General features: G+C 62.0%; 18 protein-coding genes. 11 read left to right on the plus strand and 7 right to left on the minus strand.

Annotation, left to right across the window (positions count from 1 at the left end):
* Positions 1-256: 256 nt before the first annotated feature.
* The 8 genes from uspA to ACTJJ6_RS21825 all read left to right on the plus strand — a co-directional run bounded on the left by uspA (position 257) and on the right by ACTJJ6_RS21825 (position 9,341).
* Positions 257-694, plus strand: a complete 438-nt coding sequence (gene uspA / locus ACTJJ6_RS21790) for a universal stress protein UspA (RefSeq protein ID WP_004930988.1) — start codon at positions 257-259, stop codon at positions 692-694.
* A gap of 199 nt (positions 695-893) precedes the next feature.
* The gene (gdhA, locus tag ACTJJ6_RS21795; protein ID WP_016930438.1) at positions 894-2,237 is read left to right on the plus strand and encodes an NADP-specific glutamate dehydrogenase; all 1,344 of its coding nucleotides are present in this window, start codon (positions 894-896) and stop codon (positions 2,235-2,237) included.
* Between the two features lie 328 nt (positions 2,238-2,565).
* Positions 2,566-3,552: an autoinducer 2 ABC transporter substrate-binding protein gene (locus tag ACTJJ6_RS21800; protein WP_028128102.1), complete on the plus strand. Its 987-nt coding sequence runs from the start codon at positions 2,566-2,568 to the stop codon at positions 3,550-3,552.
* A 105-nt stretch (positions 3,553-3,657) separates the two neighbouring features.
* Positions 3,658-5,157, plus strand: coding sequence for a sugar ABC transporter ATP-binding protein (locus tag ACTJJ6_RS21805; protein ID WP_164053902.1), 1,500 nt, complete (start codon positions 3,658-3,660; stop codon positions 5,155-5,157).
* Positions 5,150-6,139, plus strand: a complete 990-nt coding sequence (locus ACTJJ6_RS21810) for an ABC transporter permease (RefSeq protein WP_004930997.1) — start codon at positions 5,150-5,152, stop codon at positions 6,137-6,139. Before ACTJJ6_RS21805 ends, ACTJJ6_RS21810 begins: the two co-directional genes overlap by 8 nt.
* 1 nt (position 6,140) lies before the next feature.
* Positions 6,141-7,094, plus strand: a complete 954-nt coding sequence (locus tag ACTJJ6_RS21815; protein ID WP_016930441.1) for an ABC transporter permease — start codon at positions 6,141-6,143, stop codon at positions 7,092-7,094.
* Between the two features lie 10 nt (positions 7,095-7,104).
* Positions 7,105-8,742, plus strand: a complete 1,638-nt coding sequence (locus ACTJJ6_RS21820) for an FGGY-family carbohydrate kinase (protein WP_016930442.1) — start codon at positions 7,105-7,107, stop codon at positions 8,740-8,742.
* A complete protein-coding gene (locus ACTJJ6_RS21825) occupies positions 8,742-9,341 on the plus strand; it encodes a KpsF/GutQ family sugar-phosphate isomerase (RefSeq protein ID WP_164053900.1) in 600 nt (199 codons plus the stop codon). Before ACTJJ6_RS21820 ends, ACTJJ6_RS21825 begins: the two co-directional genes overlap by 1 nt.
* A gap of 28 nt (positions 9,342-9,369) precedes the next feature.
* Here ACTJJ6_RS21825 and rsmJ read toward each other — a convergent pair whose 3' ends face one another.
* The 4 genes from rsmJ to ACTJJ6_RS21845 form a co-directional block, all read right to left on the minus strand.
* Positions 9,370-10,116, minus strand: a complete 747-nt coding sequence (gene rsmJ / locus ACTJJ6_RS21830; protein ID WP_028128290.1) for a 16S rRNA (guanine(1516)-N(2))-methyltransferase RsmJ — start codon at positions 10,114-10,116, stop codon at positions 9,370-9,372.
* A gap of 8 nt (positions 10,117-10,124) precedes the next feature.
* Positions 10,125-12,167, minus strand: a complete 2,043-nt coding sequence (gene prlC / locus ACTJJ6_RS21835; protein ID WP_016930445.1) for an oligopeptidase A — start codon at positions 12,165-12,167, stop codon at positions 10,125-10,127.
* Positions 12,168-12,285: 118 nt separating this feature from the next.
* Positions 12,286-12,747 carry an HIT family protein gene (locus ACTJJ6_RS21840; protein WP_049300429.1) on the minus strand — a complete coding sequence of 154 codons (462 nt, stop codon included), beginning with the start codon at positions 12,745-12,747 and terminating at the stop codon, positions 12,286-12,288.
* A gap of 16 nt (positions 12,748-12,763) precedes the next feature.
* On the minus strand, positions 12,764-13,168 hold the full coding sequence (locus tag ACTJJ6_RS21845) for an ASCH domain-containing protein (protein ID WP_033631853.1): 405 nt from the start codon (positions 13,166-13,168) through the stop codon (positions 12,764-12,766).
* Positions 13,169-13,303: 135 nt separating this feature from the next.
* Between ACTJJ6_RS21845 and ACTJJ6_RS21850 the strand changes: the two genes are divergently transcribed.
* A complete protein-coding gene (locus ACTJJ6_RS21850) occupies positions 13,304-14,146 on the plus strand; it encodes a 23S rRNA (adenine(2030)-N(6))-methyltransferase RlmJ (RefSeq protein ID WP_004931012.1) in 843 nt (280 codons plus the stop codon).
* A 130-nt stretch (positions 14,147-14,276) separates the two neighbouring features.
* Entirely contained in the window at positions 14,277-15,629 is a 1,353-nt protein-coding gene (gorA, locus tag ACTJJ6_RS21855; RefSeq protein WP_016930448.1) for a glutathione-disulfide reductase, read from the plus strand.
* Positions 15,630-15,707: 78 nt separating this feature from the next.
* Here gorA and ACTJJ6_RS21860 read toward each other — a convergent pair whose 3' ends face one another.
* From ACTJJ6_RS21860 to ACTJJ6_RS21870, 3 genes are all read right to left on the minus strand, one after another.
* A complete protein-coding gene (locus tag ACTJJ6_RS21860) occupies positions 15,708-16,226 on the minus strand; it encodes a DinB family protein (protein WP_110147503.1) in 519 nt (172 codons plus the stop codon).
* A gap of 66 nt (positions 16,227-16,292) precedes the next feature.
* Positions 16,293-17,144 carry a PhzF family phenazine biosynthesis protein gene (locus tag ACTJJ6_RS21865; protein WP_016930450.1) on the minus strand — a complete coding sequence of 284 codons (852 nt, stop codon included), beginning with the start codon at positions 17,142-17,144 and terminating at the stop codon, positions 16,293-16,295.
* 33 nt (positions 17,145-17,177) lie between these two features.
* On the minus strand, positions 17,178-17,807 hold the full coding sequence (locus ACTJJ6_RS21870; RefSeq protein WP_016930451.1) for a LysE family translocator: 630 nt from the start codon (positions 17,805-17,807) through the stop codon (positions 17,178-17,180).
* A 139-nt stretch (positions 17,808-17,946) separates the two neighbouring features.
* Here ACTJJ6_RS21870 and ACTJJ6_RS21875 point away from each other — a divergent pair, with 139 nt between their 5' ends.
* Entirely contained in the window at positions 17,947-19,296 is a 1,350-nt protein-coding gene (locus ACTJJ6_RS21875) for an aminotransferase-like domain-containing protein (protein WP_016930452.1), read from the plus strand.
* Positions 19,297-19,428: the final 132 nt, after the last annotated feature.

The following is a 19,428-nucleotide window of genomic DNA, read 5'->3' on the forward strand; positions in this document are numbered from 1 at the left end:
GCGCTATACTTTGTTTAATAACGCTTATAATTCAAGCGGTCAGACCGTTAAAACCCGCATAACCCATAGGTTTTTACGCCGCGCGGGTGTACAACGAAAGGTATCGTGCGCAGAGATTTCCGATGCGGCGCAGTGTGATCGCCCCAACATATCATTGCGTTATCCAAATGATACTATGGAACCAACAGCGCCAGGCGGGTACACGGAACGCCTGCTAACCCTTTTTAATCGGCATGTTTATGGAAGGAGTATTCTTATGGCTTACAAACACATATTGATCGCGGTGGACCTATCCCCGGAAAGCAAGATCCTGGTAGAAAAAGCCGTCTCTATGGCGCGGCCGTATAACGCCAAAGTTTCTCTGATCCACGTCGATGTCAACTATTCCGACCTCTATACCGGCCTGATCGACGTCAATCTCGGCGACATGCAAAAACGCATCTCTGAAGAAACCCATCAGGCGCTGACCGAGCTGTCGCAAAACGCCGGCTACCCGATCACCGAGACCCTGAGCGGCAGCGGCGATCTGGCGCAGGTGCTGGTGGACGCCATCAAGAAATACGATATGGACCTGGTGCTGTGCGGCCACCATCAGGACTTCTGGAGCAAGCTGATGTCTTCCGCGCGCCAGCTGATCAATACCGTGCACATCGATATGCTGATCGTGCCGCTGCGCGATGAAGAAGACGAATAAAGTAAGCGCCTGCTAACTTAACTGACCAACGCCCGCGCCCTGCGGGCGTTTTTCATGCCGCCACGCCGATTAATCGCTTGATAATCAACCGCCCTCCGATGATATAGTCGCTAAAGACACAACATCCTCCCCCGGGCATCGCCTATACCCATATCTATAAGAAATAGCGGGGGAAATTTAATGCGAAAAGGAGTTATCCATGGAATATGCCGTATCGGTAGAGTCTTTCCTGTCCTCGTTACAACGCCATAACCCCCACCAGCCGGAATATCTGCAGGCGGTGCGCGAAGTGTTCACCTCGCTGTGGCCGTTTATCGAACGCAATCCGCGCTATCGCGAACAGGCGCTGCTGGAGCGCCTGGTGGAGCCCGAGCGCATCATTCAGTTCCGCGTCAGCTGGGTGGACGATCGCGGCCAGGTGCAGGTCAACCGCGCCTTCCGCGTGCAGTTCAACTCGGCCATCGGCCCCTACAAGGGCGGCATGCGCTTCCATCCGTCGGTGAACCTGTCGATCCTGAAGTTCCTCGGCTTTGAACAGACCTTCAAGAATGCGCTGACCACCCTGCCGATGGGCGGCGGCAAAGGCGGCTCCGATTTCGATCCCAAGGGCAAAAGCCAGGGGGAGATCATGCGCTTCTGCCAGGCGCTGATGACCGAGCTGTATCGCCATCTGGGCCCGGACACCGACGTGCCGGCCGGGGACATCGGCGTCGGCGGCCGCGAAGTCGGCTTTATGGCCGGCATGATGAAAAAACTGTCCAACAACACCGCCTGCGTGTTTACCGGCAAAGGCCTCTCCTTCGGCGGCAGCCTGATCCGCCCCGAGGCGACCGGCTACGGCCTGGTGTACTTCACCGACGCCATGCTGCAGCGCCACGGCCTGGGCTTTGAGGGCATGCGGGTGGCGGTATCCGGCTCCGGCAACGTGGCGCAGTACACCATCGAGAAAGCGCTGGAGCTGGACGCGCGCGTGATCACCGTGTCGGATTCCGGCGGCACCCTGGTGGACGAAGACGGTTTCACCACCGAGAAGCTGGCGCACCTGGCGGAGATCAAAAACCAGCGTTACGGCCGGGTGGCGGACTATGCACGTGAGCGCGGTCTGACCTATCTGGCGGGCCAGCAGCCGTGGAGCGTGCCGGTGGATATCGCCCTGCCGTGCGCCACCCAAAACGAGCTGGATCTCGAGGCGGCGCAGACGCTGATCCGCAACGGGGTGAAAGCGGTGGCGGAAGGCGCCAACATGCCGACCACCATCCAGGCCACCGACGCCTTCCTCGACGCCGGGGTGCTGTTCGCTCCCGGCAAGGCGGCCAACGCCGGCGGCGTGGCCACCTCGGGGCTGGAGATGGCGCAAAACGCCGCGCGCATCGGCTGGCGGGCGGAAAAAGTGGATGTACGTTTACAACATATCATGGCGGATATTCACCATGCCTGCGTGGAATACGGCGGCGAGGGCAAGCAAACCCACTATGTACACGGCGCGAATATCGCCGGTTTCGTTAAGGTTGCGGAGGCGATGCTGGCCCAGGGCGTGCTGTAATCGGGCGCAAAGGTGATCTTGTTCACACATCGATTAAATGCTTCAATGCCGGCTCCTTCGCCGGCATTTTTTTCCGCGTCTAAGCCATCAAAATGATGCGAATACGTTAATTAAAAGTTAATAAAAAGTTATTTACAGCCGTTTAGTTGGTAGTAAATTTACCACTGCCAAATAATTAAACATTTATTTAACATTAAATGCGTCAATATTTTACTTAAATGTGCGCAGATCACATTTCGTTAACTTCGGCTACGCCCCCTCTTCCATTCCTTTGTAATCTGCAGCGGTGGAAAAACCGCCACCCCTACAGATAAAAAAGGTACAGCTAATGAAATTTAACCTCGCATTATTAAATGCATGTGTGGTTTCTGCGTGCATGTTATCGACAACACCTGTGTTCGCCGCTGATAAATATGAGATTGCCGTGGTCGCCAAAGTGACCGGCATTCCGTGGTTCAACCGCATGGAAGTGGGCGTCAACGAAGCGGCGAAAAAACTCGACGTCAACGCTTACCAGACCGGCCCTTCTACGCCGGATCCGGCCGCGCAGGTCAAGGTGATTGAGGATCTGATCGCCAAGAACGTCAACGCCATCATCGTGGTGCCGAACGACGCCAAGGTGCTGGAACCGGTGCTGAAAAAAGCGCGTGACAAAGGCATCGTGGTGCTGACCCATGAATCCCCGGACCAGCAGATCGGCCAGTGGGACATCGAGACCATCGACAGCGAGAAATACGCGCAGGCCAACGTCGATGAACTGGCGAAAGACATGGGCGGCAAAGGCGGCTACGCCATCTACGTCGGCTCGCTGACCGTGCCGCTGCACAACGCCTGGGCCGATTCCGCCATCAAGTACCAGAAAGAAAAATACCCGGACATGTTTGAAGTCACCTCGCGCTTGCCGGTGGCGGAAAGCATCGACAAATCCTACGCCACCACGTTGGATCTGATGAAAACCTATCCGCAGATGAAGGGCATCATCGGCTTCGGCTCGCTCGGCCCGATCGGCGCCGGCCAGGCGGTGGCCAAGAAGCGCGCCAAGGACAAAATCGCGGTGGTGGGCATCGCCATGCCGGCGCAGGCCGCCCCTTACCTGATGCGCGGCGACATCAAGAAAGCGCTACTGTGGGATCCGAAAGACGCCGGTTATGCGCTGGTGACGGTGGCCGATCAGCTGCTGCAGGGCAAGGACGTGAACAAAGACCTGTCGATCGAGGGTCTCGGCAAGGCCGACGTCGATATGGAACACAAAGTGATTCGGTTTAATAAGATTTTGGAAGTGACCAAAGACAACGCCAAATCGCTCGGATTCTGATTTTTCGCGTAATTTCGCTACACCGGGAAAGTAGTTAAACCCTCGTAGGGGCGCAGCGTTGCTGCGCCCAGGGCTTCGGCCGCTACGCAAGCACAGGTTAACGTTATGACAGCCTCCCCCGCATTTATCACCCTGGAGAATATCAGCAAGCGATTCCCAGGCGTGCTGGCATTAGACCAGATCAACCTGACGCTGAATAAAGGCGAAGTGCACTGTCTGGCCGGGCAAAACGGCTGCGGCAAAAGCACCATCATTAAAATCATCTCCGGCGTCTATCAGCCGGAAAAAGGTGCCAATATTTCGCTGGAAGGCAAACTCTTCCACGCCCTGACGCCGCAGCTGTCCGGTTATTACGGCATACAGGTGATCTACCAGGACCTGTCGCTGTTCCCTAACCTGACGGTGGCGGAAAACATCGCCATCCACCGTTACCTGCCCGGCGGCCACTTCTGGGTGCGCAAGCGGGTGATGCGCCAGACGGCGCTGGACGCCATGGCGCGGGTCGGCGTACACATCGATCCCGATAAAAAGGTGGAAAAACTGTCAATCGCCGATCGGCAGCTGGTGGCGATTTGCCGCGCCATCGCCGCCGAGGCGCGGTTGGTTATCATGGACGAACCGACCGCCTCGCTGACCCGCCAGGAGGTCGACGGCCTGCTGCGGGTGGTTAACGAACTGAAAGCAGCCGGCATCTGCGTGGTGTTCGTCAGCCACCGATTGGATGAAGTGATGGAAGTCGCCGATCGCATCAGCGTGATGCGCGACGGCAAGCTGGTGGGCACCTGGCCGGCCAGCGAGCTGGACAGCCATGAACTGGCGTTCCTGATGACCGGCCAACGCTTCCATTACAACCCGCTGCCGCCGCTGCCGCCGGCCGAACAGGCGCCGCTGCTCGAGGTGCGCAACCTCAGCCGCGGCGAGAAATACCGCAACGTCAATCTAGCGCTGCGCGGCGGCGAGATCGTCTCGATCGTCGGCCTGCTCGGCGCCGGCCGCACCGAACTGTGCCTCAGCCTGTTCGGCATGACGCGGCCGGACAGCGGCGAGATCCGCATCGAGGGCCGGGCGGTGCAGCTGCACAACAACCGCGAAGCGGTGCGCCACGGCATCGGCTATGTGTCGGAGGATCGTCTGACGCAGGGATTGATCATGGAGCAATCGATCTACGACAACACCATCGTCACCGTCTTCGATCGGCTGCATACCTCGCTCGGGCTGCTGGATCACGCCAAGGCGACCGAGCTGGTCAACCGGCTGATCCGCGATTTGAACATCAAGGTGTCCGACAGCGCATTGCCGGTGAAGACCCTGTCCGGCGGCAACGCCCAGCGTATCGCCATCGCTAAATGGGTGGCGACCCAGCCGAAGATCCTGATCCTCGACTCGCCCACCGTCGGCGTGGACATCGCCAACAAAGAGGGGATCTACCAGATCGCCCGCGATCTGGCGCAGCTGGGCATGGCGGTGCTGATGATCTGCGACGAGATCCCGGAAGCCTATTACAACAGCCATCGGGTGATGGTGATGCGCAAGGGCGAGCTGATCGCCGAATTCGCGCCGCACCAGAGTACCGAACAACAGATCGCCGAGGTGGTGAATGGATAAGTCATTATTGGCCCGCCTGGCCGGGCGGCACGAGTTTTATCTCGGCCTGCTGGTGCTGCTGCTGGCGATCGGCCTGAGCGCCGGCACCGACGAGTTTCTGACGCTCGGCAACCTGACCGACGTCGCCACCAGCTACGCCATTCTCGGCATTCTGGCCTGCGGGCTGTTCGTGGTGCTGATCGCCGGCGGCATCGACATTTCGTTCCCGGCGATCACCGCCATCGCCCAATACGTGATGGCCAGTTGGGTGATCCAGCACGGCGGCAGCTTCCCGCTGGCGTTCGCCCTGGCGATCGGCGTCGGCCTGCTGCTCGGGCTGGTGAACGGTTTCCTGGTGTATTGGCTCAAGGTGCCGGCGATCATCATCACCATCGCCACCCTTAACCTGTTCTACGGCCTGCTGGTATACGCCACCAACGGCACCTGGCTGTACGGCTTCCCTGACTGGTTCATGAACGGCATCAACTGGTTCTCGTTCCAGGGCGCCGACGGCTACGACTACGGCCTGACGCTGCCGCTGCTGTGCCTGCTGGCGACCATCGTCGTCACCGGCGTGCTGATGAACCGCACCCGGCTGGGGCGCCAGATCTACGCCATGGGCGGCAATCGCGACGCGGCGTCGCGCCTGGGGTTGAATCTGCTGCGGCTGCATTTTTGCGTCTACGGCTATATGGGCATTCTGGCCGGCGTCGCGGCGGTGGTGCAGGCGCAGATCACCCAGTCGGTGGCGCCCAACTCGCTGCTCGGCTTCGAGCTGACGGTATTGGCGGCGGTGGTGCTGGGCGGCACCAGCATGAGCGGCGGCCGCGGATCGTTGACCGGCACCCTGCTCGGCGTGGTGCTGCTGGCCTTCCTGCAAAACGGGCTGACGCTGCTCAGCGTCTCGGCCTATTGGCACCAGGTATTCAGCGGCGCGATCATTTTGATCAGCATCAGCACCACCGCCTGGAACGAAAAACGCAAGCTGCTCAAGGAGATCTGACATGACGCAGTTAACTCGGTTGATCCCAAACGACCGGATCATTCGCCTGCAGGGCGCGATCATCATCGCGGTGGCGCTGCTGTTCGCCGGGCTGCTCGGATCCCGCTTCTTCAGCCTCGGCAACTTCCAGTCGATCGCCTCGCAGCTGCCGATCCTCGGCCTGCTGGCGCTCGGCATGGGCATCACCATGCTGACCGGCGGCATCAACCTGTCGATCATCGCCGGCGCCAACGCCTGTTCGCTGGTGATGGCGGCGATCATCGTCAGCCATCCCGACCAGCCGCTGTTCCTGGCGCTGGCGCTGTTGGCCGGCCTGTTGGTGGCGGTGGCGATCGGCGCGCTGAACGGCGCGCTGGTGGCCTGGATCGGCGTTTCGCCGATCCTCGCCTCGCTCGGCACCATGACGCTGATCACCGGCCTGAATATTCTACTGTCCAACGGCGCGGTGATCTCCGGCTTCCCGGCGGCGATTCAATTTCTCGGCAACGGCGCCGTGCTCGGCGTGCCGGTGGCGCTGATCCTGTTCCTGCTGGTGGCGGTCGGGCTGTGGCTGCTGCTGGAGCACACCACGCTGGGGCGCAGCCTGTACCTGATCGGCTCCAACGAGCAGGCCACCCGCTTCAGCGGCGTGAACACCGCGCGGGTGCAGATCGCAGTGTATATCCTGTCGGCGCTGCTCGGCTGGGGAGCCGCGCTGCTGATGATGGCCAAGTTCAACTCGGCCAAGGCCGGCTACGGCGAATCTTATCTGCTGGTGACCATTCTGGCCTCGGTGCTGGGCGGCATTAACCCGGACGGCGGTTTCGGCCGTATTCTGGGGCTGGTGCTGGCGCTGATCGTGCTGCAAATGTTGGAAAGCGGCCTCAATTTGCTGGGGGTCAGCAGCTACCTGACCATGGCCCTGTGGGGCGGCGTGCTGATCCTGTTTATCGCGTTACAGAATCGAAAAGCCTGAGGAGAAAATAATGGCGAGCTATTTTATTGGCGTAGATGTGGGCACCGGAAGCGCGCGCGCAGGCGTATTCGATCTCAATGGCCGCATGGTCGGCCAGGCCAGCCGGGCCATCGATCTGTACCGGCCGAAGGCGGATTTCGTCGAGCAGTCGTCGGATAACATCTGGCAAGCGGTGTGCAATGCGGTGCGCGACGCGGTCAACCAGGCCGACATCAACCCGATCCAGGTCAAAGGGCTGGGCTTCGACGCCACCTGTTCGCTGGTGGTGTTGGATAAAGAAGGCAAACCGCTGACCGTCAGCCCCTCCGGCCGCACCGAGCAGAACATCATCGTGTGGATGGATCACCGGGCGATCGCCCAGGCCGAGCGCATCAACGCCACCAAACACCGGGTGCTGGACTTCGTTGGCGGCATCATTTCGCCGGAGATGCAGACGCCGAAACTGCTGTGGCTGAAACAGCACATGCCCACCACCTGGGCCAACGCCGGTTACCTGTTCGATCTGCCGGACTTCCTCACCTGGCGCGCCACCCAGGACGCCACCCGTTCGCTGTGCTCGACGGTGTGCAAGTGGACCTATCTCGGCCACGAACAGCGTTGGGACAAGAGCTACTTCCAGCAGATCGGGCTGGAAGACGTGCTGGAACACGACGCGGCCAAGATCGGCAGCGACGTCAAAATGATGGGCGAGCCGCTGGGCCACGGCCTGACTCAGCGCGCCGCCGCTGAAATGGGACTGATCGCCGGCACGGCGGTGAGCGTATCGATCATCGACGCGCACGCCGGCACCCTCGGCACGCTGGGCGCCACCGGCGTCTCCGGCGAGGTGGCCGACTTCAATCGCCGCGTCGCGCTGATCGGCGGTACCTCCACCGGCCATATGGCGATGTCGCGCACCGCCCGCTTTATCGGCGGCGTCTGGGGGCCGTATTACTCGGCGATCCTGCCGGAATACTGGCTGAACGAAGGCGGCCAGTCCGCCACCGGCGCGCTGATCGACCACGTCATCCAGTCGCATCCGTGCTATCAGGAGCTGCTGGCGCAGGCGAAAACCCAGGGGCAGACCATCTATGAGGTGCTGAACGCCATTCTGCGCCGCATGGCCGGCGAACCGGAGAACATCGCCTTCCTGACGCAGGACATTCATATGCTGCCGTACTTCCACGGCAACCGCTCGCCGCGCGCCAACCCGACGCTGACCGGCATCCTGACCGGGCTGAAGCTGTCGCGCACGCCGGAAGACATGGCGCTGCACTACCTGGCCACCATTCAGGCCATCGCGCTCGGCACCCGCCACATCATCGAAACCATGAACCACAGCGGCTACAGCATCGATACCATCATGGCCAGCGGCGGCGGCACCAAGAACCCGATCTTCGTGCAGGAGCACGCCAACGCCACCGGCTGCGCCATGCTGCTGCCGGAGGAGAGCGAAGCAATGCTGCTGGGCGGCGCGATGATGGGCACCGTGGCGGCCGGCGTATTCGACACCTTGCCGGAGGCGATGAGCGCCATGAGCCGCATCGGCAAGACGGTTACGCCGCAGACCAACCAGATAAAAAGCTACTACGACCGCAAATACCGGGTGTTCCACGAACTGTACAACGACCACATGAAATACCGCCGGCTGATGCAGGAGGAGGCGTGATGCAGCAGGAATGGCGGCAGGCCGTACAGGGCTGGCAAACTTACAGCCGGGAACTGGCGCAGCTGGGCGAACGCCTCGACGCGCACACCTGGCAGCGGCTGCTGGGGCTGCTGGCCGGCTGCCGCGGTAAAATCGCCGTCACCGGCGTCGGCACCTCGGGAATTGCGGCGCGCAAGATAGCCCACATGCTGGCCTGCGTGGAGCGACCGGCGGTCTACCTCGACGCCACCGGCGCGGCGCACGGCGATCTGGGCTTTCTGCGCGCGGACGATCTGCTGATCCTGATCTCGCGCGGCGGCAATTCCGACGAGCTGACCCGTCTGCTGCCGACGCTGCAGACCAAGGGGGTGCCGCTGATCGCGGTGACGGAAAACCCGCACTCCGCCATCGCGCTGGCGGCGCAGCTGACGATCGCCACCGGGGTGCAACAGGAAATAGATCCGCTGAATATGCTGGCCACTACCTCGATCGTGCTGGTGTTGGCGATCTTCGACGCCGCCTGCGCCTGCCTGATGGCGCGTAGCGGTTACGACAAGAGCGCCTTGCTGGCGGTGCATCCGGGCGGCGGCGTGGGGAAAAGTTTGCGGGAGGAAAACTGAGGGCCCGACACGGCGGGCCCGGCTGACATTACAGCGGCATGTAGATATCGAAACGGTGGCTTTTGGTCAGCGTGGCGGCGTGCGCCGGCACGTCGGCCAGCGGCGGCGCGTAGTCCGGGCGTTTCACCACCACGCGCTTGGTCGCCAAACGGCGCGCCGGTTCCAGCAGGCCGTCGGCGTCATCGTCGCTGCCCACCAGCGATTGAAACACCCGCATTTCTTTCTTCACCAACGCGCTTTTCTGCTTGTGCGGGAACATCGGATCGAGATACACCACCTCGGGGCGCGGGCTGAGATCCGCCAGCGCCGTCAGGCTGGAGGCGTGCAGCAGCGTCAGACGCTCGCGCAGCCACGGGCCGATTTCCGCATCCTGATAGCCGCGCTGCAGACCGTCGTCCAGCAACGCCGCCACCACCGGATTGCGCTCCAGCATCCGCACCCGGCAGCCCAGCGCCGCCAGCACGAAGGCGTCGCGCCCCAGCCCGGCGGTGGCGTCCACCACGTCCGGCAGGTAGCTGCCCTTGATGCCGACCGCTTTGGCTACCGCCTCGCCGCGGCCGCCGCCGAAGCGGCGCCGATGCGCCATGGCGCCAGAGACGAAATCGACGTAGATCCCGCCCAGCTTAGGCTCGTCGCGCTTGCGCAGTTCCAGCCGCTGCGGGGTCAATACCAGCGCCATCGGCGCGTCGTCGTCGGACGTCAGCCGCCAGCGCTGCGCCAAAACAGACAAGGCGCCGGGATCGGCGCCTGCTTCACACAATAAACACACGCTCACGTGTCGGGTTATCCTTTAATGCCGTAATGGCGCAGCATAGCATCCAGCTGCGGCTCGCGGCCACGGAAGCGTTTGAACAGCGCCATCGGCTCTTCCGACCCGCCGCGCGACAGGATGTTGTCGAGGAAGGATTTGCCGGTTTCGGCGTTGAAAATCCCCTCCTCTTCGAAGCGCGAGTAGGCGTCGGCCGACAGCACTTCCGCCCACAGGTAGCTGTAGTAACCCGCCGCGTAGCCGCCGGCGAAGATGTGGCTGAAGGCGTGCGGGAAGCGACCCCAGCTCGGCGAAGGCACCACCGCCACCATTTTCTTGACTTCCGCCAGCGTCGGCAGGATCTGCGCGCCTTTCTCCGGGCTGTATTCGAAGTGCATGCGGAAATCGAACAGACCGAACTCCAGCTGGCGCAGGATAAACAGCGCCGCCTGGTAATTCTTGGCCGCCAGCAGCTTGTCGAGCATGGCCTTCGGCAGCGGCTCGCCGCTCTGGTAGTGGCCGGAGATAAACGCCAGCGCTTCCGGCTCCCAGCACCAGTTTTCCATAAACTGGCTCGGCAGTTCGACCGCATCCCACGGCACCCCGTTGATGCCGGAGACGCCGGCGGTATCGATCTGCGTCAGCATGTGATGCAGACCGTGGCCGAATTCGTGGAACAGCGTGGTCACTTCGTTATGGGTGAACAGCGCCGGCTGGTCGCCCAGCGGACGGTTGAAATTGCAGGTCAGGTAAGCGACCGGTTTTTGCAGCGTGCCGTCGGCCTTGCGCAGGCTGCCGACGCAGTCGTCCATCCAGGCGCCGCCGCGTTTGTTCTCGCGGGCGTACAGATCGAGGTAGAAGCTGCCGCGCAGCTCGCCGTCGGCGTCGAACAGATCGAAGAAGCGCACGTCCGGATGCCAGGTTTCCACGTCTTTACGCTCTTTGGCGGTGATGCCGTAAATGCGTTTCACCACTTCGAACAGCCCTTCCACCACCCGCTGCTCCGGGAAGTACGGGCGCAGCTGCTCGTCGCTGATGGAGAACAGGTGCTGCTTCTGTTTTTCGCCGTAGTAGGTGATGTCCCAGGCGTCGAGCTCGTCCACGCCATAGTGCTGTTTGGCGAAGGCGCGCAGCTGCGCCAGCTCTTGCTCGGCCTGCGGGCGGGCGCGTTTGGCCAGATCGCTCAGGAAGCCGATCACCTGCTCCGGGCTTTCCGCCATTTTGGTCGCCAGCGACTTGTCGGCGTAGGTGGCGAAGCCCAGCAGCTGAGCCAGCTCGTGGCGCAGCGCCAGCGTTTCCGCCATCACTTCGCTGTTGTCCCATTTGCCGGCGTTCGGCCCCTGGTCAGAGGCGCGGGTGGCGAAGGCGCGGTACATCTCTTCACGCAACGCGCGGTTGTCGGCGTAGGTCAGCACCGGCAGGTAGCTCGGCATGTCCAGCGTCAGCAGCCAGCCGTCTTGCTCTTTGGCCTGCGCCATCGCCTGCGCTTGCGCCAGGGCGCTTTCCGGCAGGCCGCTCAGCTCGGCTTCGTCGGTAATCAGTTTGCTCCAGCCCATGGTGGCGTCGAGCACGTTGTTGCTGTAGGTGGAGCCCAGTTCGGACAGGCGCGCAACGATCTCGCCATAGCGCTGCTGTTTGTCTGCCGACAGGCCGATGCCCGACAGTTCGAAGTCGCGCAGCGCGTTGTCCACCGCCTTGCGCTGCGGCACGCTCAGCGCCTCGAAAGCCGCGCCCTCTTTCAGGCTGCGGTAGGCCTGATACAACCCTTCGTGCTGGCCGACCCAGGTGCCGTACTCGGACAGCAGCGGCAGCGCTTGCTCATAGGCGGCGCGCAGCTCCGGGCTGTTTTTCACCGAGTTCAGGTGCCCGATCGGCGACCAGATGCGCGACAGGCGATCGTCCGACTCCGCCAACGGCTGACACAGATTGTCCCAGGTGAACGGGCCCGGCTGCGCGACCACGCGCTCTACCGCAGCGCGGCAGTCCGCCAGCGCGGATTGCACCGCTGGCACGATATCTTCAGGGCGGATCGCCGAGAAAGGCGGCAGGGAAAACGGGGTCAGCAACGGATTTGTCATAGGGCAGTCCTGATTAGCGTTGGGGCCCGCCGCACGGGCGAGCCTTAAAATGCGTATGAATCTCTAACATGGAGCCAGGCAGCAGGAAAATCAATGCCCGGCGTTGATCGTTCGTGCCTTAAATGGCGCTTTGGCGGATGCGGGCAGCCAGCGCCGCCAGCTGTTCGTCGTCGGCGCGCGCCGCATCGTGGGAGGAGATATAGCCCTCGTAACGCGTGAAAAACTTCGGCGAGGTCGCTTCGATCGGCCGCCACTGTTCCAGCGACGCGGTGCCGTGCAGCGGGATCAATTTGGCGTGCACGTGGTCGACGCCGTAGCCCTCGAACACCATGCCGCAGCGGCCGACATCCTCGAACGCGCGATCCAGCTGCCGCGCCACCCGCTTGGTCGCCAGCATCAACGCGCTCAGCACCTCGTCCGGCAGATCAAACGCGTAGCTCGGGTGGTGCGCCTTGGGGATCACCACGCTGAAACCGTCGGTGTTGGGAAAGATGGACAGGAACGCCAAATGGTCGTCGTCTTCCCAGATTTTATGGCACGGCGCCTTGCCCGCCACGATGTCGCAAAAAATGCAGCTCATCTTTTCTCCTTGTGATTCACAGCGTTTCAACCCGTTCGAATTCTTCGAATACCAGCCACATGTCCGGCGCAAAGCTCCCCTCGCGGGTAAAGAATGCCTGATGCCCCTCGCGCCAAAATGCCAGGCTTTTGTCGCCTTCACCCTCTTTGGCCGCCATCTCGGCGGTCACCCGATCGTAGCGCACCAGGCGCAGCGCCAGGGTTCTGATCACGCAGGCCGGTTCGCCGCGGCCATCGAGAACGATGCTGTAATCGCCGATCCGCGGGGTTTGTTCCCGACGATAGCTCGCATAGGAACTGCAGGTGGCGGTTTTATCCCCGCTCAGCACCAATCCCAGCAGCTCGTCGGCTAACGCGGGGCCGTCGCCGAACGCCCAGCGCGCCGCGTCGGGGTAATTCGCCAAAATCGCCTGTTTGCTCATCGTCCTGTCCCTTTCTGTTAACGTCTGCGGCAACGGAGTCCGGTTTTTCCCGGCCAGACAGTTTATACTGTGCAGATTATAAGCCTTATTGCATTGAATGCTCCGTCTGCGGAGCACAAGGAACCGCCACCCGTCATGTTAAGTTATCGCCACAGTTTCCACGCCGGCAACCACGCCGACGTGCTCAAACACACCGTTCAGAGCCTGATCATCGAGTCGCTGAAGGAAAAAGAGAAGCCGTTCCTGTATCTGGATACCCACTCGGGCGCGGGCCGTTATCAGCTCAGCGGCGAACACGCCGAGCGCACCGGCGAATACCTGGAAGGCATCGGCTTGCTGTGGCAACGCGACGATCTGCCGGAAGAGCTGGCGGCCTACATGAGCGTGGTGCACAACTTCAACCGTTCCGGCACGCTGCGCTACTATCCCGGCTCGCCGCTGATCGCCCGCCAGCTGCTGCGCCCGCAGGACAAAATCCACCTGACCGAGCTGCACCCGAGCGACTACCCGCTGCTGCGCAGCGAGTTCCAGAAAGACGAGCGCGCCAAAGTGCAGCGCGCCGACGGCTATCAGCAGCTGAAATCCCAGCTGCCGCCACTGTCGCGCCGCGGCCTGATCCTGATGGACCCGCCGTATGAAATGAAGACCGATTACCAGGATGTGGTCAAAGGCATTCAGGAAGGCTACAAGCGTTTCGCCACCGGCACCTACGCGCTGTGGTACCCGGTGGTGATGCGCCAGCAGATCAAACGCATGCTGCGCGATCTGGAAGCCACCGGCATTCGCCGCATCCTGCAGATCGAGCTGGCGGTGAAACCCGACAGCGATCAGCGCGGCATGACCGCCTCCGGCATGATCGTCATCAACCCGCCGTGGAAGCTGGAACAGCAGATGAAGAACGTGCTGCCGTGGCTGCACAAGGTGCTGGTGCCGTCGGGCATCGGTCACCATCTGGTGAACTGGGTGGTACCGGAATAATCCCCATCAGGGCGCGGTTTGCCGCGCCCTGCGTCCGCCTATCGCAGCCATCGACGCAATCTTTGCGACAAACCCCGGTCAGGCGTTAAACTCTTACCCTCTTCAAATTCACAACTCATGGAAATCCCAGATGACGAAACATTACGATTATCTAGCAATTGGCGGCGGCAGCGGCGGTATCGCATCGATCAACCGGGCAGCCATGTACGGCCAAAAGTGTGCGCTGATTGAAGCCAAAGAGCTGGGCGGCACCTGTGTAAACGTGGGTTGTGTACCGAAAAAAGTCATGTGGCACGCGGCGCAGATCGCCGAGGCCATCCATCAGTACGGCCCGGACTACGGCTTCGACACCACCGTCAACGCCTTCGACTGGAAAAAGCTGGTCGCCAACCGCACCGCCTATATCGACCGCATCCACAATTCCTACGACAACGTGCTGGGCAAGAACAAGGTCGACGTGATCAAAGGCTTCGCGCGCTTCGTGGATGCGCACACCGTGGAAGTGAACGGCGAAACCATCACCGCCGACCACATCCTGATCGCCACCGGCGGCCGCCCGAGCCATCCGGCTATTCCGGGCGCGGAATACGGCATCGACTCCGACGGCTTCTTTGAGCTGGACGCCATGCCGAAACGCGTCGCCGTCGTCGGCGCCGGCTATATCGCCGTAGAGATCGCCGGCGTGCTGAACGCGCTGGGCGCGGAAACGCATCTGTTCGTGCGCAAGCACGCGCCGCTGCGCACCTTCGATCCGATGATCGTCGAAACCCTGGTGGAAGTGATGAACACCGAAGGACCAAGCCTGCACACCGAATCCGTGCCGAAAGCGATCGTCAAGAACGCCGACGGCAGCCTGACGCTGCAGCTGGAAAACGGCAAGGCATTCACCGTCGACTGCCTGATTTGGGCCATCGGCCGCGAACCGGCGACCGACAACCTGAACCTCGGCGTCACCGGGGTGAAAACCAACGAACAAGGCTACATCGACGTCGATAAGTTCCAGAACACCAACGTCAAAGGCATCTATGCGGTGGGCGACAACACCGGCGCGGTAGAGCTGACCCCGGTCGCCGTGGCCGCCGGCCGCCGTCTGTCCGAGCGCCTGTTCAACAACAAGCCGGACGAACACCTGGATTACAGCAACATCGCCACCGTGGTGTTCAGCCACCCGCCGATCGGCACCGTCGGTCTGACCGAGCCGGAAGCCATCGAGAAGTTCGGCGCGGACAACGTGAAGGTGTACAAATCCTCCTTCACCGCCATGTACAGCGCCGTGACGCAGCACCGTCAGCCGTGCCGCATGAAGCTGGTGTGCGCAGGTAAAGAAGAGAAGATCGTCGGCCTGCACGGCATCGGCTTCGGCATGGATGAAATCCTGCAGGGCTTCGCGGTGGCGGTGAAGATGGGCGCCACCAAGAAGGACTTCGACAACACCGTGGCGATCCACCCGACCGCGGCGGAAGAGTTCGTCACCATGCGCTGAGGCGCAACCTCGCCGGGTTCCGGCGCGTAACAGGCCAGGCGCGAAAGCGTCTGGCTTTTTTTATTTATCTCGCTCGCCTCACGGCGCCCGGCGGTAATGATCGCGAAGAAACACCGGCAAATCGTTCGCCGGTGAAGCAAAGGGCACCTGATAGAGCATATCGCCGACAAAACCGCGATGATAGGTAGCGTGGTTGACGACATGCAGCACGATTTCCTGCCGCGTCATGCGGCCTTCCCCCCCGCCGACGAACGCGAAATGCACCACTTGCGCCAGCGCCTCCGGCGACCAGCTGTCCACCTGTTCGATATACCAGCGGTCCATTTCCTCCACCGCGCACCGCAAGTCGTCAAGCGCAGGCGTTTGCTCGGTGTTGCGCGCGAGGTAGCCATGCTTGCGGCCTTGCAGATGGTGCCTGAAGATATCGTCCACCACATACACATGATTCAAGGTATGCACCATATTGCCGAAACGGGTCGGGCGCGGCCGCAGCGCTTCGCCTTCCGGCAAGGCCGCCACACAGTCAAAGGTCAAGGCGTTCGCCCAGGCTTTGTAACGCACCAGCATTTTCAAGGTATCGATGGCCGTTGCAGACATACTGCTCACTCCTTATCGGATGAAAATCGATATTCAGCTCAGCCGCACGCGGTGCGGCGGCGCGTTCTACGCCGTGCCAATCCCTTGCAGCCGCCCTTCGACCTGAGTGCGCGTATCACCGCCCACCCAAATCCGGCCGCTCGCGTCGCGGGTGACATGCACGCGTCCGTTGCGCCCACGGCAGCGCCCCTGAGCGGCGATATAGCCGCCGCTGACCACGCCGCTTGCGAACAACCACTGGGCCAGGGAGGCATTGAGGCTGCCGGTGACCGGATCTTCGACGATAGCGCCAAGATGATCGCTCAAAAAGGCGCGAACTTCGAAGGCTGCGTCACCATCGGCATGTGGACCGACGACGCCAATGTCGACCCTGCGCGGCCAGCTTCTCGCCGGCGTCAGGGAAAGCACCCGTTCGGCGCTGGCCAGCCGGATCCCCAGCCACCCCGGACCGTTATCGATCCAGGCGGCATCGAGCGCCTCCTCAGGCGCGATCCCCAAAAACCGCAGCGCGTCGGCCAACGCCGCTTCTGAAGGCGCCCCGGAGCGAATCAACGGCGGCGCGGCAAAACACAGCCGTCCGGCCTCGCGGCGAATGCTCACCAAGCCCGCCCCGCACTCCTGGATGATCTCCGCATCATTGCGCGGCATACCCTCCGCAGTGAGCCAGGCATGACAACTGCCGAGCGTCGGGTGCCCGGCAAACGGCATTTCACGATCCAGCGTGAATATCCGCACCCGGTAATCCGCCTGGGGGTGCGTCGGCGGCAGCAAAAAGGCCGTCTCCGACAGGTTGAACCAACGCGTCAAACGCTGCATGTCCTCCGTCGACAACGCTTCGGCGCCCGTGATCACCGCCAACGGATTGCCAGCGAGCGGCCCGGCGCCAAAGACATCCACCATCTGCATGCCAAAAACCATCGCTTCTCTCCTCAGGTTAACGCCGGGCGTTCATTACCCCCGCGATATCAACAGCTCCAGGCCCGCCAAAGCGAACAGCAGCGCAAGCGTTCCTTCAATCCAGCGCCTCACCCGGGTGTAAAACGCGATCATCGGCGCCGTTGAGAACAACAGGGCATACCCCCCGAAAATCGTCACGCCGAGCAGCGCGCAACCGCCAATAATTGCCGGTAAAACCTGCTCAGGCGCGCCTTGCCGCAATCCCAGCGACATGATCGCCATCCAGGACATGATGGCCTTGGGATTGCCGAGATGCATCAGCACGCCCTGCCGATAAAGCGCCCGATAAGGCCGCGCATCGCGCTCCGCGGCCATGCCCGACGTCGCGGCGGACGTGCGTAACGCGGACTTTCCGGCGCGCAGCGCCAGATACAGCATATACACGCCGCCAACGATCTTGATGGTCCACAGCGCCTGCGCATACGTGGCCAACACGGCGGAAAGGCCGGTCGCGGCCAACATCGCCCAGCACAGCGATCCGGTCATCACGCCGGCGGCCAGCACCAATGCGGGCCTGCGGCCGTCACGCATCGCCACGCCCATGATCGCCATGTTGCTGGGGCCGGGGCTGGCGGTTGCGAGGAGATAGGCGCCGTAAACCAACGCAAGCTGACTGACCATCATGGAAAAACTCCGCTGACCCGCCTTACGGCCGAGCCGTTGTTGAAAACGCCGGGACTCCTCACCAACATAGTATGTGTTACACTTTTCGCCTATTTAAATAGTGTCACGTGACACTATATTCTTTCTCCGGAGAGCGACCATGCGGCTTCAATCCCCCTGGCAACCCCGCCTGGCCAACGTGGAAGCCACTACCGTCGAACGGCTGGTGCTGGCGTTGGCTGACGACATTATCGAGGGCAAGCTGCAAGGGGGCGATCGTTTGCCGGCTCACCGTCCCCTCGCCTGGCAATTGGCGATCGGTCTGGGCACGGTGACCAAAGCCTACGCCATCCTGGAACGACGCGGGCTGGTTCGCAGCGTGAAAGGCCGCGGGATGTTCGTGGCGATTCGCCGCGCCCGTGAAAAACACGAAATCGATCTTTCATCCAATGCGCCGCCGGCGATGCTTACCGATCGTTTGCTGGCGCGCACGCTGGCCGGCATTGCGCGGAAAATGGATGCGGACCATCTGAACTTCTATTCCCCTCCGACCGGGCATCTGGAGCACCGGCGTTTGTTGGCCCGCTGGCTGGAAAACGCCGGCGTCACGATCGATCCGTCGCACCTGGCGCTGACCAGCAATGCCCGTCAGGCGATTTCGCTGGCGTTTGACCTGGCCTGCGGGTCACGCGGCACGATACTGACGGAGAGACTCACCTACCCCGGCGCGATCGCGCTGGCCCGACGTAAAGGCCATCGCCTGATCGGCGTGGAGATCGATGCGCAAGGCATGGTGCCGCAGGCGCTGGCGAGCGCGCTCGAGCGAGTCTCCTCCGGCCATACCGCGGTCTATCTGACGCCGACGCTGCATAACCCGACGACCGCCACCATGAGCGCCGAGCGCAGGCAGGCTATCGTCGAGATATGTCGGCAGGCGAATGTCTGGATCATCGAGGATGGCGTCTACGCGCTGGGTCACTCTGCGGCGCCTGCGCTCGCGGCTTTGGCGCCCGAGCGGGCGTTCCATGTCAATGGCCTGTCGAAAACGCTCGGCCCGGGGTTGCGGATTGGCATGCTGACTCTGCCGCCCGGCATGCAAACTGCGGCGGAAGAAGCCTTGCAAGATATTCCTTTCGCGCCTTCGCCACTGTCTTGCGCTGTGGTGGAGGAGTGGCTGTCCAGCGGCGCAATCGAGACGATACCGCAAGCGTTGCGCCATGAGGCTCAGCGAAGAGTGCATCTGGCCACCTCGATATTTGATGCCGACGACTGCGTATCGCATCCCGACGCTTATCATGTCTGGCTGCCGATGCCGCGCGAAACCGCCGAGTCTGTGGCCGCCGCCGCCGCATTGGTCAACGTAAAGGTGACACCGCCGGACACCGTGATGGTGGCCCGCGACGAACGTGCGACGGGCATTCGCCTGTGCCTGGGCTCCCCCTCGCCGGACGAGCTAACGGCAGGCCTGACGCAGCTGGCACAGCTGTTGAAAGAGCATCGGAACGGCTGACAAACGGAAGAGAAAGGTTACGCGCACGGGCCGACCGGCTCAGGACTGTTCTTTTTGTGCGGTTTACTATTCCCTTCGCACCCGCCTGCTTTTTCTGCCATTATTCTGCCTGATAAATTAGCGGGACTGATA

It is taken from the genome of Serratia sp. 22278, assembly GCF_052045405.1.
In the GTDB taxonomy this organism is placed as follows: domain Bacteria; phylum Pseudomonadota; class Gammaproteobacteria; order Enterobacterales; family Enterobacteriaceae; genus Serratia; species Serratia marcescens.

Bases quoted from the DNA above. Each gene is read 5' to 3' on its own strand.
- ACTJJ6_RS21820 (WP_016930442.1), top strand. From the start codon at position 7,105: ATGGCGAGCTATTTTATTGGCGTAGATGTGGGCACCGGAAGCGCGCGC.
- ACTJJ6_RS21870 (WP_016930451.1), bottom strand. From the start codon at position 17,807: ATGATGGTCAGTCAGCTTGCGTTGGTTTACGGCGCCTATCTCCTCGCA.
- uspA (WP_004930988.1), top strand. From the start codon at position 257: ATGGCTTACAAACACATATTGATCGCGGTGGACCTATCCCCGGAAAGC.
- ACTJJ6_RS21815 (WP_016930441.1), top strand. From the start codon at position 6,141: ATGACGCAGTTAACTCGGTTGATCCCAAACGACCGGATCATTCGCCTG.
- ACTJJ6_RS21875 (WP_016930452.1), top strand. From the start codon at position 17,947: ATGCGGCTTCAATCCCCCTGGCAACCCCGCCTGGCCAACGTGGAAGCC.
- gorA (WP_016930448.1), top strand. From the start codon at position 14,277: ATGACGAAACATTACGATTATCTAGCAATTGGCGGCGGCAGCGGCGGT.
- ACTJJ6_RS21805 (WP_164053902.1), top strand. From the start codon at position 3,658: ATGACAGCCTCCCCCGCATTTATCACCCTGGAGAATATCAGCAAGCGA.
- ACTJJ6_RS21840 (WP_049300429.1), bottom strand. From the start codon at position 12,747: ATGAGCTGCATTTTTTGCGACATCGTGGCGGGCAAGGCGCCGTGCCAT.
- ACTJJ6_RS21850 (WP_004931012.1), top strand. From the start codon at position 13,304: ATGTTAAGTTATCGCCACAGTTTCCACGCCGGCAACCACGCCGACGTG.
- ACTJJ6_RS21860 (WP_110147503.1), bottom strand. From the start codon at position 16,226: ATGTCTGCAACGGCCATCGATACCTTGAAAATGCTGGTGCGTTACAAA.
- ACTJJ6_RS21825 (WP_164053900.1), top strand. From the start codon at position 8,742: ATGCAGCAGGAATGGCGGCAGGCCGTACAGGGCTGGCAAACTTACAGC.
- ACTJJ6_RS21800 (WP_028128102.1), top strand. From the start codon at position 2,566: ATGAAATTTAACCTCGCATTATTAAATGCATGTGTGGTTTCTGCGTGC.
- prlC (WP_016930445.1), bottom strand. From the start codon at position 12,167: ATGACAAATCCGTTGCTGACCCCGTTTTCCCTGCCGCCTTTCTCGGCG.
- gdhA (WP_016930438.1), top strand. From the start codon at position 894: ATGGAATATGCCGTATCGGTAGAGTCTTTCCTGTCCTCGTTACAACGC.
- ACTJJ6_RS21845 (WP_033631853.1), bottom strand. From the start codon at position 13,168: ATGAGCAAACAGGCGATTTTGGCGAATTACCCCGACGCGGCGCGCTGG.
- ACTJJ6_RS21810 (WP_004930997.1), top strand. From the start codon at position 5,150: ATGGATAAGTCATTATTGGCCCGCCTGGCCGGGCGGCACGAGTTTTAT.
- ACTJJ6_RS21865 (WP_016930450.1), bottom strand. From the start codon at position 17,144: ATGGTTTTTGGCATGCAGATGGTGGATGTCTTTGGCGCCGGGCCGCTC.